Source organism: Chondrinema litorale, assembly GCF_026250525.1.
Lineage (GTDB): Bacteria > Bacteroidota > Bacteroidia > Cytophagales > Flammeovirgaceae > Chondrinema > Chondrinema litorale.
On sequence record NZ_CP111043.1, the window covers coordinates 2,259,881 to 2,277,852 of the forward strand.

12 protein-coding genes are annotated in these 17,972 nt (G+C 33.5%); 8 read left to right on the forward strand and 4 right to left on the reverse strand.

From position 1 onward, the window contains the following. Positions 1 to 234: 234 nt before the first annotated feature. The 4 genes from gltX to zwf all read left to right on the forward strand — a co-directional run bounded on the left by gltX (position 235) and on the right by zwf (position 5,927). On the forward strand, positions 235 to 1,770 hold the full coding sequence (gene gltX, locus OQ292_RS09350) for a glutamate--tRNA ligase (protein WP_284685795.1): 1,536 nt from the start codon (positions 235 to 237) through the stop codon (positions 1,768 to 1,770). 105 nt (positions 1,771 to 1,875) lie between these two features. After that, the gene (locus OQ292_RS09355; protein WP_284685796.1) at positions 1,876 to 2,859 is read left to right on the forward strand and encodes a cellulase family glycosylhydrolase; all 984 of its coding nucleotides are present in this window, start codon (positions 1,876 to 1,878) and stop codon (positions 2,857 to 2,859) included. A gap of 81 nt (positions 2,860 to 2,940) precedes the next feature. Continuing rightward, on the forward strand, positions 2,941 to 4,350 hold the full coding sequence (gndA, locus tag OQ292_RS09360) for an NADP-dependent phosphogluconate dehydrogenase (protein WP_284685797.1): 1,410 nt from the start codon (positions 2,941 to 2,943) through the stop codon (positions 4,348 to 4,350). Between the two features lie 65 nt (positions 4,351 to 4,415). Beyond that, positions 4,416 to 5,927, forward strand: coding sequence for a glucose-6-phosphate dehydrogenase (gene zwf, locus OQ292_RS09365; RefSeq protein WP_284685798.1), 1,512 nt, complete (start codon positions 4,416 to 4,418; stop codon positions 5,925 to 5,927). A gap of 112 nt (positions 5,928 to 6,039) precedes the next feature. Here zwf and lysS read toward each other — a convergent pair whose 3' ends face one another. Then, the gene (gene lysS / locus OQ292_RS09370) at positions 6,040 to 7,767 is read right to left on the reverse strand and encodes a lysine--tRNA ligase (protein ID WP_284685799.1); all 1,728 of its coding nucleotides are present in this window, start codon (positions 7,765 to 7,767) and stop codon (positions 6,040 to 6,042) included. Between the two features lie 276 nt (positions 7,768 to 8,043). On the opposite strand from lysS, the gene OQ292_RS09375 reads away from it, so the two are divergent. Both OQ292_RS09375 and OQ292_RS09380 read left to right on the forward strand, forming a co-directional pair. Beyond that, entirely contained in the window at positions 8,044 to 10,059 is a 2,016-nt protein-coding gene (locus OQ292_RS09375) for an SUMF1/EgtB/PvdO family nonheme iron enzyme (protein WP_284685800.1), read from the forward strand. 115 nt (positions 10,060 to 10,174) lie between these two features. Continuing rightward, a complete protein-coding gene (locus OQ292_RS09380) occupies positions 10,175 to 10,648 on the forward strand; it encodes a dihydrofolate reductase (protein ID WP_284685801.1) in 474 nt (157 codons plus the stop codon). On the opposite strand, the gene OQ292_RS09385 is transcribed toward OQ292_RS09380, so the two are convergent. Together OQ292_RS09385 and OQ292_RS09390 are read right to left on the reverse strand one after the other, a co-directional pair. Then, positions 10,645 to 11,121, reverse strand: a complete 477-nt coding sequence (locus tag OQ292_RS09385; RefSeq protein ID WP_284685802.1) for a WbuC family cupin fold metalloprotein — start codon at positions 11,119 to 11,121, stop codon at positions 10,645 to 10,647. The genes OQ292_RS09380 and OQ292_RS09385 overlap by 4 nt on opposite strands. 34 nt (positions 11,122 to 11,155) lie before the next feature. Further along, complete coding sequence (locus tag OQ292_RS09390; RefSeq protein ID WP_284685803.1) at positions 11,156 to 13,264, reverse strand: sensor histidine kinase; 2,109 nt, start codon at positions 13,262 to 13,264, stop codon at positions 11,156 to 11,158. A 206-nt stretch (positions 13,265 to 13,470) separates the two neighbouring features. On the opposite strand from OQ292_RS09390, the gene OQ292_RS09395 reads away from it, so the two are divergent. Then, positions 13,471 to 14,082 (forward strand): YdcF family protein, encoded by a 612-nt coding sequence (locus OQ292_RS09395; RefSeq protein WP_284685804.1) that lies wholly within the window; start codon positions 13,471 to 13,473, stop codon positions 14,080 to 14,082. 10 nt (positions 14,083 to 14,092) lie between these two features. On the opposite strand, the gene OQ292_RS09400 is transcribed toward OQ292_RS09395, so the two are convergent. Continuing rightward, positions 14,093 to 16,354, reverse strand: coding sequence for an aminotransferase class III-fold pyridoxal phosphate-dependent enzyme (locus tag OQ292_RS09400; RefSeq protein WP_284685805.1), 2,262 nt, complete (start codon positions 16,352 to 16,354; stop codon positions 14,093 to 14,095). A 179-nt stretch (positions 16,355 to 16,533) separates the two neighbouring features. On the opposite strand from OQ292_RS09400, the gene OQ292_RS09405 reads away from it, so the two are divergent. Continuing rightward, a complete protein-coding gene (locus OQ292_RS09405; protein WP_284685806.1) occupies positions 16,534 to 17,937 on the forward strand; it encodes a DUF4625 domain-containing protein in 1,404 nt (467 codons plus the stop codon). Positions 17,938 to 17,972: the final 35 nt, after the last annotated feature.

Consider the following 17,972-nt stretch of genomic DNA (forward strand, 5'->3'; position numbering starts at 1 on the left):
AGATAAAAAAATCTACACCTTACAAAATATTCACTACTATTTTATGAAGAAAAATTAATTTAAAGAAGAATATTCCACAAAATGTAGATATTAATTCATTTTGTTAAACCAGATAATGAAAAAATAGAAAAAAAATTATTGGAATATAAATTTAATGTACATTTAATACTATCTATTCTTTCGCACTTGCATTGCAAGTTATAGATTTGTAATTGAGAATTTAAATTTAGATTGATGGAAAATAACGTAATTGTGCGATTTGCACCGAGTCCTACAGGACCCCTGCATATTGGTGGAGTAAGAACAGCATTATTTAACTATCTTTTTGCTAAAAAACACGGCGGTACCATGTTGCTCAGAATCGAAGATACTGATCAGAATAGGTTCGTACCAGGCGCTGAAGAATATATAAAGGAAGCTTTAGAATGGTGTGGAATTGAGTTAGACGAAAGTCCGTGGAATCCAGGAGACAGAGGGCCTTACCGCCAGTCTGAAAGAAAAGAGATGTATGCAGAGTATGCAGAAAAACTAGTAAAAGAAGGTAAAGCATATTACGCTTTTGATACATCCGAAGAACTTAGCGCTCTAAGAGATAAATTCGAGAAGGAAAAAGGAGAGAGCTTCTTTTACAATGCTGTAATGAGAAATAGGTTGAAAAACTCATTAACTATGAGTGCAGCAGAAGTGCAAGAAAAAATAGAAAGTGGAGAGCCTTATGTAATTAGGTTAAAAGTACCTATAAAAAAGGAAATCCGTCTAAAAGATATGATTAGAGGGTGGGTAGTTGTTCATTCTCATTCAATTGATGATAAAATCTTGCTTAAAGCTGATGGTATGCCTACTTACCATTTAGCAAATATTGTAGACGATCACTTAATGGGTGTAACACATGTAATTAGAGGTGAAGAGTGGTTACCTTCAGCACCTTTGCATGTTTTGCTATATGAGAGTTTGGGTTGGGCTAACGAAATGCCTGAGTTTGCACACTTACCATTGTTGCTAAAACCTAGTGGTAAAGGTAAATTGAGTAAAAGAGATGGTGATAAACTGGGATTTTCTGTTTTTCCATTGCAATGGAATGATCCAGAAAATGGCCAAATATCTTCTGGATATAGAGAAGATGGTTTTTTGGCAGATGCATTTACGAACTTTTTAGCTTTGTTAGGTTGGAGTTCAGGAACAGATCAAGAAATCTATACCAAAGAAGAATTGATAGAAGTATTTTCTATTGAAAGAATTAGTAAGTCAGGTGCTAAGTTTGATTTTGAAAAAGCAAAATGGTTTAATCAACAATATCTAAAAACCTATCCAGTAGAAAAGTTAACTGAGAAGTATCTGGAAACACTCAAAGCAGAAGGCATTGAATGTGATTTTGAAAAAGCAAAAAAGATCACTTCTTTAATGCAAGAGCGTGTAGTTTTTCCGGCTGAGATTTATACCAATGCAAAATTCTTTTTTGAAGTGCCAGAAGAGTACGATCAAAAAGTGGCAAAGAAAAAATGGAATGCCGAAGTAGTAGATGTATTTACATATTATGCTGCTGGTGTAAAAAATGCAGATAATTTTGATGAAACTGCTGCAAAAGAAATTCTTGTAAAAATTCTAGAAGAAAAAGGAATTGGTATGGGTAAAGTTATGCAATCTTTAAGATTAGCAATAACTGGAGTTGGTGGAGGCCCAGATCTTATGCCTGTACTAGAAGTACTTGGCAAAGATGAAGTAGCTTCAAGAATTAATATTGCTATAGAAAAGCTTTCGAGTTTTGTTTAATTGTAAATAAAATAAGCACTGTTTTACATAAACAGTGCTTATTAGACTAAAAACATTTACCTTTATTTAATGTTCGATTATAAACAGTATCATTACATTTAATAATTGAAATTAAGATATTCTAAATCCTTATTTTTTCTTCTAGCAATTTCTGTATTTAATTGCCAGATTATTTCCCGAACCAAAGTTGAAATTAAAGAAGGTGCTTGGGCAATTAATGGAGAACTCACTTATCCAAATACAGAAGCAGAAGGCTTGCTTTTAAATGTAAGGATGGTAAATGTAACTTTTGAAGATTTGGTTAATCCAGATTTTGATTCAAAATCAAATACAGACCTTTTCCTCCGAAAAATTTCAGAATATAAAAAAGCTGGAATTAATACCTTTACCTTAAATATGCAAGGAGGTATGCCCGGTTACGAAGGGGCAATTAATTCAGCTTTTAGACCTGACGGGAAATTAAAAACCAGTTATTTACATCGTTTGGCAGATGTTATCCGAGTATGTGATATACAAGGTATAGTCGTAATTCTGGGATGTTTTTATCACGGGCAAGACCAAATACTAAGAGATAATACTGCTGTTTTTCAAGCAGTAAAGAGTACTGCAAACTGGATTAAGGAGCAGCAGTTTGGCAATGTAATGCTAGATATAGCCAACGAGTATTCTCATCAGGAGTATGATCATGAAGTAATCAGAGAAGAAGATACAATGATCGAATTAATTCAACTGTCAAAAGAAACAAATCCCGATCTTCTTGTATCTGTAAGTGGAGGTGGAAATGGTACGGTTTCTCCAAAAGTGATTGAAGCTTGTGACTTCATTCTTATACATTTGGATGAAACACCAGTTCAAAAGTATAAAGATCGTATTGATCAATTAATGTATTTTCATAAACCAATTATTTGTAATAAAGATGACAAAACTGGAGAAGAAGGAGTAAATGCACTAACTACAGCAATTAAAAACAAATGCTCTTGGGGATATGTAAACAAAGAATTAAATCAGTATTTTCCGGTAGAATATAATGGTTTTGCAGACGATACACTGGTTTATTCTAAAATATTCGAACTAGTCCATCCTCAATAAAGTTAGATTTACGTACTTTTAATTTAATTCCATTTAAACTCATCATATTTCTACAGTCTAAAATTTTTTTTAATCTAAATTATGGAGCAGGAAAAATATCATTTTGGAATGGTTGGCCTTGGAGTAATGGGACGTAACTTCATTCTAAACGTAGCAGACAACGGATTTTCAGCAGCAGGTCTTGATCTTGATAAAGAAAAAGTAGCTGCATTAAATAGTGAAGGTTCTGGTAAAAAAGTAAAAGGAACAACATCTAAAGAAGAATTTATAGATATGCTTGAAGCACCAAGATGCGTAATGCTTTTAGTGCCAGCAGGTAAAGCTGTAGATTCTGTAATTGATGATCTTTTACCTCATCTTGATAAAGGAGATTTAATTATTGATGGTGGTAATTCATTTTTTGAAGATACCAACAGAAGAGAAAAATACCTCACAGAAAAAGGTGTTCACTTTATGGGTATAGGTGTTTCTGGTGGTGCTAAAGGAGCAAGACTTGGCCCTAGTATTATGCCAGGTGGCAAAGCAGAAGCATATGATTTGGTAAAACCTATTCTCGAAGCAGTTTCTGCGAAAGTAAATAACGAGCCATGTGTGGCATATCTTGGTAATACCTCTTCTGGTAATTATGTAAAGATGGTGCATAATGGTATAGAGTATGCCTTAATGCAATTAATTGCTGAAGCCTATGATGTATTAAAGCAAATAGGAGGTTTAAGCAACGAAGAGCTTCACGAAACTTTTAGTAAGTGGAATGAAGGTAAACTTCAATCTTTCCTTATAGAAATTACAGCGGCAATTTTCACACAAGAAGATCCTGAAACTGGCAGAATGCTAGTAGATGCTATTCTTGATAAAGCCAAGCAAAAAGGAACAGGAAAATGGACATCTCAAAACGCAATGGATTTGGGAATGCCAGTACCTACCATAGATGCAGCTGTTACAATGAGAGAACTTTCTGCATTAAAATCAGACAGAATTACACTCGATAGTATCTTTGATGGTGCAGGTACATACCCTTCTGTAGATAAAGCTACTTTCGTAGATCAAGTTGAAAATGCCCTGTATTTTGCATTTATTATGGCATATGCACAAGGTATGGCTGTATTAAGTACTGCATCAGAAGATTATAACTATGGGTTAAACCTTGAAACCATTGCTAAAATCTGGCGTGGTGGCTGTATTATTAGAGCAGGTTTACTTGAGCACATCAGAAAAGCTTATGATGCAAAACCTGATTTGATCAACCTAATTGCAGATTCATTCTTTGCAACCGAGATTAAATCTATACAAGGTGATACAAGAGAGGTAATTTCTTTAGGGATAAAAGCAGGTGTTCCTTTAACTGCATTCTCTTCTGCATTATCTTATTTTGATTCACTCAGATCTGGGCGTTTGCCATTAAATCTGGTACAAGCACAAAGAGACTTTTTTGGTTCGCATACCTACGAAAGAACTGATATGGATGGAATTTTCCATACAGAGTGGGAGTAAAATTAATTAAGGCCTTATCCATACTAAATAAACCATAAGTTTAAGAGAGAAATATTTAATCTATCATGATTGAGGCAGTAAAAAAACAGGATGCAACCATTCTTGTAATTTTTGGAGCTGTTGGAGATTTGGGTAAAAGAAAACTCGGCCCAGCAGTTTACAATCTTTTTCTAGATAACTGGTTGCCTGATAATTTTATATTACTTGGTGTAAGCCACCACGAACAAGACGATAATTCTTTCAAAAAAATAATGAAAGAAAGTATCGATGAATTTTCCAGAAACGGTAAAGTTGATGAACAACGTTGGGAAAAATTCTCGCAGTGTTTGAAATATTTTAGAGCAGATTTTACAGATAAAAAATCTATAGACGATCTGCACGAAGAAATTAATACAATTGAAAAAGGATGGAACAAATCTGCAAATAGAATTTTCTATTTGTCAGTTTCTCCAAGATTTGTAGATACAATTTCTAAAAACCTAAGTGAGTCTGGTGCAGCAAGCGATAAGAAGAAAGCAAGAATTATTGTAGAAAAACCATTTGGTAGAGACCTAAATTCTGCAAAAGAATTAAATAAGTCGCTTACTAAGTGTTTTGATGAAAGTCAGATATATAGAATTGACCATTACCTTGGTAAAGAGACTGTTCAAAATATTTTGGCCTTCCGTTTTGCTAACTCTATTTTTGAGCCACTTTGGAACAGAAACTACATAGAAAGTGTACAGATTACTGTGGCTGAAAATGTAGGGGTAGAGCATAGAGGTAATTATTACGATACTTCTGGTGCATTGAGAGATATGATCCAAAACCACTTATTACAGTTACTTTGTATGGTGGCTATGGAACCTCCAATAACCTATATTGCCGATGACATAAGAAACAGAAAAGTTGATGTTTTAAATGCTATTAGAAAATATACGCAAGCCGAAGTTGACAAATTTGCAGTAAGAGGTCAATACAGTAAAGGTGTTATTAAAGGAAAAGAAGTTGTAGGTTATAGAGAGTCGCCAAGAGTAGACCCAGAATCTAACACCGAAACTTTTGTTGCTTTAAAACTTTCTATAGATAACTGGAGATGGAAAGGTGTTCCTTTTTATTTGAGAACTGGTAAAAGTATGGGGAATAAAACTTCTTCTATTACTATAGAATTTAAGCCGGTTTCTCATCAGCTTTTCCCTTGTAATATTTCTCATATGTCATCATCTAACTTGTTGACAATAAATATTCAACCTGAGATGGGAATTAAGTTGAATTTCCAAGCAAAAGAACCAGGTTTGGAAATGTTGGTAAAACCTGTAGAAATGTCTTTCGACTATTCTAACTCTTACGAGCAGGAACCACCAGAAGCTTATGAAACTTTATTGCTTGATGTAATGGAAGGCGATGCTACCTTGTTTATGCGTGCTGATGAAGTGGAATCTGCTTGGTCTTTAATTATGCCAATCTTAAAAAATTGGGAGAATAATAAAGCCGGTAACTTCCCGAATTACGAAGCTGGTTCTTGGGGACCTAAAGAAGCGCATGATTTGCTCAAAGCAAATGGGCATAAGTGGATGATTGATTCTACTTTTAAATAAAAGAGACTACTTACTTATTGAATACATACAAAAAAAGCTGATCGTTAGATCAGCTTTTTTTATTTATCTCAGAAATGAGTTCAAAGTTCTGTATTTCCAATACAAAGATTTTTTAGATAGCTGCAAGCCAACCTTCTACTTCTTCTTTGCTTGGGTTTTTCACATCTTTCAACTTCATTTTTTTCCTCATACCGCAAACATCATTAAATAATTTATTTGCATTGGCTTCTTTCATGCTTTCAATAGTTAAGAAACCAAGTTTTTGCACTATTGGAACTAACTCTTCTCTAACTCCAATCTTTACATAGTCAGCAGTAGTAGCATATTGTGGCTTTTTCTCTGGCTTCATTTGTGGGAAGAACAATACTTCCTGTATTGAAGGAGAGTTGGTCATGATCATAGACAAACGATCTATACCAATACCCAAACCTGCTGTTGGAGGCATACCATACTCAAGTGCTCTTAAGAAATCTTCGTCAAGTACCATTGCTTCGTCATCACCTCTTTTACCTAGTTCCAACTGCTCTTCGAAACGCTTACGCTGATCTATTGGGTCGTTAAGCTCAGAGAATGAGTTACAGATTTCTTTACCGTTACAGATCGCCTCAAATCTTTCAACCAAACCTTCTTTGTCTCTGTGTTTTTTAGCCAATGGCGACATTTCCACAGGATAGTCGGTAATAAAAGTTGGTTGTATTAAATAAGGCTCACATTTCTCACCGAAAATCTCATCGATCATTTTTCCTTTACCCATTGTATCGTCAATAGGCACATTCAGTTTTTGAGCAGTTTCTTTCAATTCTGCTTCATTCATTTCTGAAATGTCGATGTCTGTAAAATGCTGAATTGCTTCGTACATGGTAAATCTTTTCCAAGGTCTTTGGAAGTTGATTGTATGTTCACCTACTTTTACCTCAGTAGTGCCATGTATTTCCATAGCAATTTTTTCAACCATTTCTTCCACCAAGTTCATCATCCACTCATAGTCTTTATAAGCAACATAAAGTTCTATTTGAGTAAATTCTGGATTGTGGAAACGGCTCATACCTTCGTTTCTAAAATCTTTAGAAAACTCATACACACCATCAAACCCACCAACAATTAGCCTTTTTAAGTACAATTCATTTGCAATACGCAAATAAAGAGTCATGTCTAAAGTATTGTGATGTGTTTTAAATGGTCTCGCTGCTGCACCACCATACAAAGGTTGAAGAATAGGAGTTTCCACTTCGAGATAACCTCTGTCGTTAAGGTAATCTCTCATTGTATTCATCAACTGAGTTCTTTTACGAAATGTCTCTTTTACTTTTGGGTTTACTACCAAATCTGCATAGCGTTGTCTGTAACGCATTTCAGGATCTGTAAAAGCATCGTGTATATTTCCGTCTTTATCTGTTTTTGGTAATGGTAAAGGTTTTAAAGATTTAGAAAGTAAAGTCAATTCTTTTACATGAATTGTGATTTCACCCATTTGAGTAGTAAACACAAAACCTTTAATACCGATAATGTCACCAATATCTACCAGTTTTTTAAATACAGTATTATATAATGTTTTGTCTTCGTCTGGGCAAATTTCATCTCTGGCAACATAAACCTGAATTCTACCTGAAGCATCTTGAATTTCAGCGAAAGAAGCTTTACCCATCTCACGTTTTATCATGAGTCTACCGGCAATAGAAACATCTTTATAATCGATCTTTCTACGTTCGTAATTTTCAAGAATATCTTTAGCCTGTACATTTACTGTAAAAGAATCTGCAGGATAGGGATCGATACCCAGTTCCATTAATTTTTGCCTCTTCTCTCTTCTTTGAATCTCTTGTTCGCTCAAGTGCTGCATTACAAAATCTGTATTATGATTTATATGTATTGATATTTTATTAAAATAACAGTCTGTGCAAGACAATAGCTGTTTATAATAATTTAAGCGCAAAAGTAGCTAAAGAAATGAGTATATGGTATTTTTTCTTCCTTATCCTTAAATTTCCTTTAGCTTGGTTTGGATTTTGTTGAGATTTTATTGTATAAAGTCCTTATATTTATACACCATATCTCGAAAACTGTCTCAACAACACTACAAATACATACATTATAGGCTGATAACTACTTTTTACTGATGAAATTCATTAGGCATTTTTTTACCTCATTTCTGCTTCTTTGCTTAGTTGTAATCATTACTATTCCAATATGGAAACCATTTCTCTTTGTAAATGAATCTCTCTTACCAGAAGCTATTTCTGGTTTAAAACCAATGAAGTTGGTTAGAGCAGGAAATTTTGCAATGGGAGATCATACAGAGCAAAATTTTTATGCATTGCCCATAAAGCATATTAAGCTCACATCATTTTATATTGATGAAACTCCCGTAACAGTAAATGATTTTAAAGAATACATTGCAGCAGGAGGTGAGATACCTGCTTACTGGTCTAATGAATTATTTCAAAAAACAGATTTGCCAGTAACTGGTGTGAGTTGGAACCAGGCAGTAGATTTTTGTAATTGGAGAAGTAGGGTAGAAGGTTTGGAACCTGCTTATGAATTAACAGAAGAGAAAGATAAATGGGGACATTTTAAGTGGAAATTAAATAAGAAGAAAAACGGATATAGATTACCAACAGAAGCAGAGTTTGAGTTTGCTGCAAGAGGCGGACTAAAAGATAATGAATATCCATGGGGAAATGATTTTGAAAAAACTTTTGCCAATTATGATAATGAAAGGGGGCAGCCACTTGGTAATTGGATATTGCTTGCTAATGTAAAATCGCAAAAAGCAAACGACTATGGCTTATACGGAATGTCTGGAAATATCTGGCAATGGTGTAACGATTGGTATGAGGATGGTTACGATGATAACAGTAGTAAGAAAAATCCTTTAGGTCCTGAGCTTGGAGATGTAAAAGTATTGAGAGGTGGCTCGTGGGGAAGTACTACTGAAGATCAGCTAAAAGTTTCGTACAGAAGCTATGCTTCAATTGGCAGTTATAATTACGATATAGGTTTTAGATGTGTAAGACCAGTGCAAGTAGGAATTATAAAGACACTGAAAAACAAAACATTGTCTTTAAATGCGAATTATGAATTCTATCAATCTCCAAAAGGAGATGCCAATCCTGAAAATGATTTTTACCAGACCGAAGAGTTTCATGCAAAGTTAAGAAATTACATAGCCGACAATTACCACAACAGCATTTATTTAAACGAAGAAATTGGGAATCAAAAGAAGTTAAATCCTTCAGAAATGGCTGATGTTATAATAAACACTAGTCGTAGGTATGATATAAATCCTGTGTTTACTACAGCAGTAATGGTTACTGAAACAGGAATGGGTACAGTCTCACTTTCAAGATGGTTTAATAATCCAGTTGCTTTTAATTGGAAAATGCCAGCAATGGATGGCAGGTCTGTAATTTTTACAGCCAATAATGTATTGGGTAATAGGTCTTATTATGGAATTGAAGAATGCCTTAAAGACTTTTACCTGAGTTTACGTAATCCTGAAGTTCGTAATGTAGCCTACTCAGATTTATTCGATTTTCATAAGGTGTGGTTGGGAGAAGAAAAGTTTTACTGGATGCAAAATATCTCTAATGTATATAGAGACCTTGCCGGAATTAATATTGAAGAAGACCAACCTGCTAACAATGTAGGTAAATTAATCTATCTCGATTGGCAAGTTTCAGATGAATATATCGATGAAATTTTCCCTGAGAAAGATGGTAATTTCGAAGCTAATGAAACAGAAGATAAAATAGCTTTAGAGGAAGAAATTGATCAAACAAATAATGAAGTTTCAGTTTCTGAAAATAATAGCTGGCCAGTTGCAGAAACCCAGACAGAAAAAGTAGTAGCAGCAAAACCTGTTGAAAAAGAAAACGATGCAGCAGTAAGACCTAAGAAAAGTAAAAAGAAAGTTTACTATTTAATTCTGAAAGAAAACTTAGAAATGAAAGAGGCGGCAACTCTTGCAGGTAACTTAAGACAAAATGGTTTCTCTGGCGCAGGTGTATTAGAGCTTAATAATAAAAGTGCAGTTGCATTAGCTAAATTCGAAAAGTTGAAAGAGGCAAATAATGCTAAATCTAGTCTTTCAGAAATATATGGCGAAATAAAAATGGTAACTTTAGATGAGTAATTCCTGCATCTAATTTAAACAATCTGATTGATTTAATGATTTTATTATAAATTCAACCTTGTAAATTAAATCAATCAGAATAACTAAATATTACATTTTCGCCATGATTTTGTCGATGATTGCTGCTGTATCTGAGAACAATGTAATAGGTAAAAGCAACAAACTTATCTGGAATTTACCTACCGATTTCGAATACTATAAAAATACTGTAAGAGATAAGACCATTATAATGGGAAGAAAAACGGCAGAGTCGCCAGACTTTTTCTTCTCAGAAAAAAGAAATCTGGTGGTAACCAGAAAAGAAGATTATAAAAAAGATGGTCTTGAGGTTTTTCATAATTTGGAAAATGCCATAGAAGCCGCAAAAAATGATGGCGAAGTATTTATTTCTGGAGGCAGTGAAATATATAAACAAGCACTTTCTATAGCAGAGAGATTGTATATTACTAGAGTGCATGCAGTTTTTGAAGGTGATGCTTTTTTTCCTGAATTTGATAAAAATGAATGGAAAATCGTATCAGAGAAATTTGTAAAAGCTGATGCCCAAAACTCACACGATTTTACATTCTTTGTTTACGAGAAAATCTAATTGTTAAAATCTAATCCTTTTAAAAGGTTTTCATTATAAGTTAGAGCTTCTTCGTCTCCTTCTTTTGGAGCCCACGGTGCAAATACTTTGTCTGTATTAATGTCCCATGGTCCATCTTTAATTTCGTATAGAACAGAACCAGAAGTAAGAGGAATAAGGGTGTGATAGGTTCTTGGTGGAATTTCTGCTCCTACATTTCCAGAACCTTCTTCTAATAAAGTATGGTTGGTAACCTTACCTGTTTCTGTAAACGTGATTATAAGAATCTTTCCTCTTAAAATAATAAAAGCTTCTCTTTTATCCGGATCTTCGTGTTTGTGTGGAGCTATATAAGTGCCCACGTTTAAACAGTTGAGCATTCTTTGTAATGTATCATCTTCACTATCGTGAAAATTATAGTTTGCTCTTTTTCTTTCAGAATTATTCGCTTTCTCTAGAAGCTGCTCTACTAACTTGGTGTCTATCTTTATCATTATCCGGTAAGCTAAAATTCAATTCTTAAAAATACTATTTATTTTGAAGTTCTATGATAAAACTGGCACCTTCTCCATAATTACTTTCACACCAGATTTTTCCATTCATCGCTTCAATATACTTTTTTACTATAGAAAGTCCCAAACCTGTAGATGGTTCACCATTGGTTGGTTTGGCACTTAGTCTTTGAAACTTACCAAATAACTTCTGATGATCCTCTTTTGTTAAACCTGGGCCTTTATCTTTTATCACAATTAATAGTTTGTCTTCTTTTAAATATTGTTTTACAATGATGTTGGAGTCAAAAGGAGAAAACTTTAAAGCATTGGAAATCAGGTTTTCTAATATTTGAATCAAGTAGCTTTTATCTACATTAGCTTTTACCTTTTCAGTTTCAATCTTAAATAAAATATTTTTTTTATTCGCCTCACTTTTAAAAGATTCTGTAACCTGCATTACCATTTCCGCTACATCCGTTTTCTCAAAATGCATATTGATTTTTTTTGCTTCAATCGCTCGCATATCGAGAATTTTCTCAATCATCTCATTCATTCTTCTAAGAGATCGGCTAATAAGATTTACACTACTTTTTTGGTCGTCGTCCAAATTATCTCCATCAGAGTAAACCAGTTCAGACATACTCAAAGCAGTAGAAAGTGGATTGCGTAAATCATGAGCTACAATTCCGATTAAATGGTTTTTGTCTTCGTTGAGCTGCATAAGCATATTTCGCTTTTCTTCAATTTCTTTGTTTTGAAGTTCAAGCAAATCTCTTTGGGCAGTAACTTCTTCGTTTCTCTGCTCTAGCTGAATGGTTTTTTTCTGTAGTGCTTTTGTACGCTCAATTACTTTGGCTTCTAATTTTTGATTAATCTGAATTTGAAGCTTTTCATTTTCTTTAAATTGATTGATGAGTGCTTTTTGAGCATTCTCTTTTTCAGTTTTGTTTTCACGCATTCTGTAGCCTAAACCTAAAGAAAATATAAGTACCTCGGCAATTACGCCATATTGCCCGTAGACCAATCCGTCCATAAAATATTCGGTAACGGTAAAGTACAAGCCAATAATTCCGCCTGTCCATAAACACAAAGAACCTGCTGCAATGTAGTAGGCAAGTTTGTTTCGAGTTTTTACCAGAATACTCAATAGAATTAATGAGAATATAGCCTGAGAAATGAGAATGAAATAAGCTATAGTACCTACAAATTGAATATTAAAAGTGAAGTAGGTAATTACCAGTTGAATGGCTAATACAACTGCACAAAATAGCTCTGCATATTTTATTATTTTGTTCCAAGTCGGAACCAGTTCTTTCAAACTTAAATAGGTTCTTACAAACTGAAAGTAAAATATTGGACTCAAGCCCAATGCTATTTGCCAGCCATAAGCTTCTAATAAAGGATTTTCTTGAAAGAAATATTCTCTAGTAAATCCTTTAAGTACAAAAAAGTAAAAGGAAACATTGAGAATATAGCCTGCATAATAAATATAAGTTTTGTCTTGGTAAGAAAGGAAAATGAAAGCATTGTAGAAAACCATTATTAGCATAATTCCATAAAAAATACCTTCGAACAGGTTTCTTTTTTGAATGCTTTTGTTCCAGTAGCTTGAGTTTACCACAACAGGCTCAAAATAAGGAAGGCGATGATTTATATTTTCAACCCGTATGTAAATCGTTACCAAATCGCCCGGTTCCATACCAAGATTAAAAGAAGACACTCTGCCCTCAATTACATCTCTTTCAGAAGAAGGTACATATTGCCCACCTCTTTTATGAATTACTTGATTATTAGGTCGGTGTATATATACATCGATGATGTTGTTAAAGCCGATGTACATTTTCCAGTCAAAAAAACTCTTGGTATTATTTTGTAAAGAAAAACGGCACCACCAGGCTTCTTCAAAAGAATTTACCTGATCGTAACTTTTGTAGGTGAAAAAATTCTGGCTGTAAACACCATCACGTACATCAAAAATATCTAGACTTTTACTTTTATCTTTTAATATTTCGATGTGTTTAAAGGGAATTACATAATATTTAGCTTCTTTATCGATGCTAAAAGGTATGTTTTTACCTTGAGTTTGATGAGCAAGCAGACATTGTACGGTAAATAAAAAAAATAAGGTAAGATTAAATCTCATAACCTTTTTTCAGCTAGTAGTAAATTATTTCATTATTACTGTAGCATTACGACATAGGCATTTGGAATGATTTGAAAAATCGTAGAAAATTAAAGAATAATTGATATTCGATAAATTTTATATTGTTAAAAAAAGTGTTAAAATCATTTTTATAAACTTACTATCAATTTAAATAATATCTACAAAAAAATTAATAGAAAAAATCTATGAACAACCTGCTTGAACTGGCTGTCCGAATTTTTAACGATACTCTGCCTAAAAGTTGCGATGCTGCTTTTCTTTATAGTCAAACCCCGCAAAATCAACCTTCTGTTGCTATTTCTGGCAAAAAGATAGTTAAAAATGACTTAGCTGATAAATTACTCATTATGCAAACCAAAGCTATGAGTGGTTATGGTGGTTATCAATTTTTTAAAGATGAATTATTAGAAAATGCTATTCCCGAAACTAAGATAGAAGGAGTAAGTAGTGATGATGATAAAATGTTACATACACTTATAGAATCATTATCGGTTGTAGCACATTGTAAAGAAAAAAAATATAAAACTTTATTGGTTTGTGCTACGCCTTTCCATCAATTGCGAGCATATATGACCGCAGTTTCTGCTACACTTAGAATTTACCCAGAGTTAAAAGTTTACAGTTATACAGGAGAACCTTTCTCATGGACAGAATCGGTTGTGCATTCGCAAGGTAAAACCGAAGGCAAAAGAGCAGAGTTGATTCATGGTGAAATTGAACGTATAAAAATCTATGGAGAAAAAGGCGATTTAATTTCTGTTGATGAAACACTAGCCTATTTAAACCAAAGGGATTAATATGTTCAAATTACATTGTTTTTAAAATTTGCTCAACAGCATTTAAAAGTTGATTTGCATTTTCTGTATTGAAACACAACGGAGGTTTAAACTTTAATACACTTTCGTAGGGGCCATCAGTACTGCTCAAAATAAATTTATCTCTCAATTTATTTTTTATAATGGCTGCTTGTTCACCGGCAAGTTCTGATCGGTTTCCGTTTTGATCTACTATTTCGATACCCAGAAAAAGACCGCTGCCTCTTACATCTCCAATTTGAGCATAATTTTTTGCCAGAGTTTTAAATCCTTGAATGAGATTCTCACCAGTAATTTTTGCATGTTGCTGTAGATTTTCTTCTTCTAAAACATCTAATACTGCATTGCCAATACTACAAGAAACAGGATTACCACCAAAAGAACTAAAAAACTCCATACCGTTTTCAAAAGCTTGAGTAACTTCTTCTGAACAAACTACAGCAGCCATTGGATGCCCATTTCCAATAGGTTTTCCAATAATCACAATATCTGGAATTACGCCATGTTGCTCAAAACCCCAGAAAGTTGAGCCAAGTCTGCCCATTCCAATTTGTACTTCATCTGAAATACAAAGGATATTTTGAGCTTGTAAAAACTCATAAAGCTTTTTTAAATAACCATCTGGTAATGGAATTTGTCCGCCACAACCAATAATTGGCTCTGCTATAAAAGCTCCGGGTAAACTCGGCTTACTTTTTAATAAGTCAATAGCTTCTTGCGCATACAAAATTCCAGCATCTTCTCCGGCATGTTCGACTTTGTAAGCATCTGGCAGTGGTAATTTGTACACATAATCATTCAAGCCTTTGCCACCTTTGCCATCTGCTTTGTAAGAACTAATATTAATACATTGTTGGGTATTACCGTGATATCCGTATTCCATTACAGCAATTTCTTTTTTATTTGAATAAGCTCTGGCTAATCTCATAGCTAAGTCACTGGCTGCACTACCCGAGTTTACAAAAAATATCTTGTTGAGCTTTGCCGGAAATTTTGCTAATAGTCTTTCGGCATATTCATGAAGATTATCATATAGATATCTGGTGTTGGTATTTAATAATGCAATTTGTTGTTGGGCTGCTTCAGTAATTCTTGGATGAGAATGACCAACTAAAGGAATGTTGTTGTAAGCGTCTAAATATGTATTGCTATCAGCATCGAACATATATTGAAAAGCTGCACTCACCATTTTTATAGGCTTACTGTAACTCAGTGAATATGCTTTTGAAAAATATTGGTTTCTTCGGTTAACTTCTTGACTAATATCTGTACTAATTGAACTTGTGCTTTTACCGATTGCTTTAAAAAATGTATTTGCTGTTTTTTCTGGAGAAATGCTTACCCAACATTTTATAAATTGGATGACTGATTTTTCACTTGAAGTAGCATAGTCATTTTCTGGTTGAATAAATCTGGAATAAGAAGAGAACAATAAACTGGTGCAAAGTCTGGCTGCAATTAAATAATAGAGCAATTTAATTTCAATATCTTCTAAAGGAAGTATTTTATGATAAGCTTTAATAATATATGTCGCCCATTCGAGTGGATTTTTTTTATCAATAATCGCATAAGTTAATACAATAGCTAGCTCATTAATTAATGGAGAGTAGCACATGTCTCCAAAATCTATAAAGCCTGTCACTTTATTTTCTCCAACCAATATGTTTTGCTCATTGGCATCTGAGTGGATAATGGATTTCCTCAGTTTGTATCGATAAGGTAAAACCTGATTTTTATATTGGATAATGAAATGATGGACTAATTTTTTTAGATGTGAATCTTTTATATAGTCAAGTTTATCTTCATTCTTCAAGAAATGCTGTAAATCCCAGCCATCTTCTTTTGCTGCCAATCCTGGAATTTGAAGCTTTAAAAGTTTTAAATCCATCTCAGCTATAAATTTACCAAGAGAGGTAAATAGTTCTGGTGTATGAGATACTTCTGAAAAAAAACTACCCTCTAAATAAGATAAAACTCTAAGTGCATTTCCTTCTTCATCTTTCGAGACATACTTACCAGAAATATTACTAATTGGCTGTGGAAAACGGGAGGGAAGTTTCTTAGAAAGAAAAGTTAATACTTCATTTTCGTAATTGAGTTCATGAGTATCATCAGTAATACCGATATATTTTTTTAGAATGTATTTATCTTGCTTGGTTTCAATTAGAAAGTTTTGAGTATCGTAGCCAACCTGTGGTTTAATTTTTACAGGTAAAATATTATACAGCTCTTTTAATGTTTTTTCAATATCCATATACTATCAAATCTTATCAGCTAAATATCAGATTTGAAAGGTTGAAATAAAATGATCGAGCCTTTTTTGTTGAAACATACATAGGTTTTTACCATCGGGCGTTAATTCTTAAATTAAGAATGGCTCTCGGTATGCGCTATATCAAAATATATTTTTTAATTCTTGTGACAGCTTATTGTTTGAAAAGCTGTATTCCAATTGAAGACAAAATTAGTCCTCAGGTTAATTCTTTTGATATTAATGAAGTTTATTACTATCAAGATACCATCTTGTTTTCGGTGATATTTACAGATAACAGTGGTTTAGATAGTGGTAGTCTTGTGATAGAAAAAATGTCTGATGTTTCTACACCTGGCCCAGATGCTTGGTATTATGAAAGCACATTTGATATAAGAGGAAGAAGAATTGCACCTGATTTTGAAATAGAAATACCAGAGTATAAAGAGACTGGCGATTATTTACTTACTGTGTATGGCTTTGATGAAGGAGGAAATCCTGATACAGTTAGAAGAGTATTTAAACTGGAAGCTGATCAAAACTTTCCTGCCTATAATAACTTAAACATCAGTTTAGATAAGTTGAGCGATAGTGTTTACACGGCTTGTCGCTCAGAGGTAATTGCATTTGAAGGATATGTAACTGATAATTTAAAGCTCTCGCAAGTGGGATTTTCTTTTGGAGAAGATAACCAAAACTTGAGTTTTTATTCAACTGATTCCATTCAGCTTTCTGAAATTTTTGAAGATTTTGTAAGAATTCCGCCAGATACTCCAGATAGTACATTGCTCGAATTAAATGTAATTGCGATTGATACATTTAATAATACAACAATAGAGACTTTTAATATTTGGGTTGATTGTGATGATGAAGCTCCGTCTTTTTATGTGAAGGAATCTGCACCTTTAATAAACTCAGAAAACCGAGTAAAGGTGATTCAGGGAAGTGAGTTGAGCATTACGAGCATGCTTGTAAAAGAAAATAAATTGCTGCAAGATGTTACAGTTTATTACAACAAATCAACAGAGTCTCTACAAGAATTTGCTAGTGTTACTATAAATTCAACAGATAAAGAAACTTATCTGGAAAGTTTTGTCGAGCTAAACTTTAGTGTACCTTTAACCGATAATATCGGAGATGTTAGAGAAGTAACTTTTGTGGCGACAGATGGTGCGGGTAACACTTCTGAATTGTATAAAATTTATATTGATGTTATCCCTGATTATCCACCAGATTTAATTATTACCAATACATATATAAATAAAGTTCTTACAGGTTTTTCAGAAGTAAGTTATATTCCAGTAAATGTGGGAGACTACATAACTTTTGCAGGTAAAATAGAAGAGCAAAATGCTTTAAGCTTATTGGAAATGTATTGGTACGAAGAAGGGTTGCCTCCAACAGTTGCATATACTTTTAATACATTTGTAGAATTGCCTGTAAACCTATCTGATTTCCACGACGATAGTTCTTTTGTGATTCCAGAAAATGCTCAACCAGGAACAAATTACATCCTTTACATAAAAGCGACAGATTCAAAAGGGCAGGAGTCAGTTATAAGATATTTGTTTACAGTTGTCTTCTAATTTTAGAAGATTTTTTAGACTAACAATTGTATTAG

What these genes read in the sequence shown, in the direction of transcription:
- gltX (WP_284685795.1), top strand. Translation starts at nt 235, where the DNA reads ATGGAAAATAACGTAATTGTGCGATTTGCACCGAGTCCTACAGGACCC.
- gndA (WP_284685797.1), top strand. Translation starts at nt 2,941, where the DNA reads ATGGAGCAGGAAAAATATCATTTTGGAATGGTTGGCCTTGGAGTAATG.
- zwf (WP_284685798.1), top strand. Translation starts at nt 4,416, where the DNA reads ATGATTGAGGCAGTAAAAAAACAGGATGCAACCATTCTTGTAATTTTT.
- lysS (WP_284685799.1), bottom strand. Translation starts at nt 7,767, where the DNA reads ATGCAGCACTTGAGCGAACAAGAGATTCAAAGAAGAGAGAAGAGGCAA.
- OQ292_RS09375 (WP_284685800.1), top strand. Translation starts at nt 8,044, where the DNA reads ATGAAATTCATTAGGCATTTTTTTACCTCATTTCTGCTTCTTTGCTTA.
- OQ292_RS09380 (WP_284685801.1), top strand. Translation starts at nt 10,175, where the DNA reads ATGATTGCTGCTGTATCTGAGAACAATGTAATAGGTAAAAGCAACAAA.
- OQ292_RS09385 (WP_284685802.1), bottom strand. Translation starts at nt 11,121, where the DNA reads ATGATAAAGATAGACACCAAGTTAGTAGAGCAGCTTCTAGAGAAAGCG.
- OQ292_RS09390 (WP_284685803.1), bottom strand. Translation starts at nt 13,264, where the DNA reads ATGAGATTTAATCTTACCTTATTTTTTTTATTTACCGTACAATGTCTG.
- OQ292_RS09395 (WP_284685804.1), top strand. Translation starts at nt 13,471, where the DNA reads ATGAACAACCTGCTTGAACTGGCTGTCCGAATTTTTAACGATACTCTG.
- OQ292_RS09400 (WP_284685805.1), bottom strand. Translation starts at nt 16,354, where the DNA reads ATGGATATTGAAAAAACATTAAAAGAGCTGTATAATATTTTACCTGTA.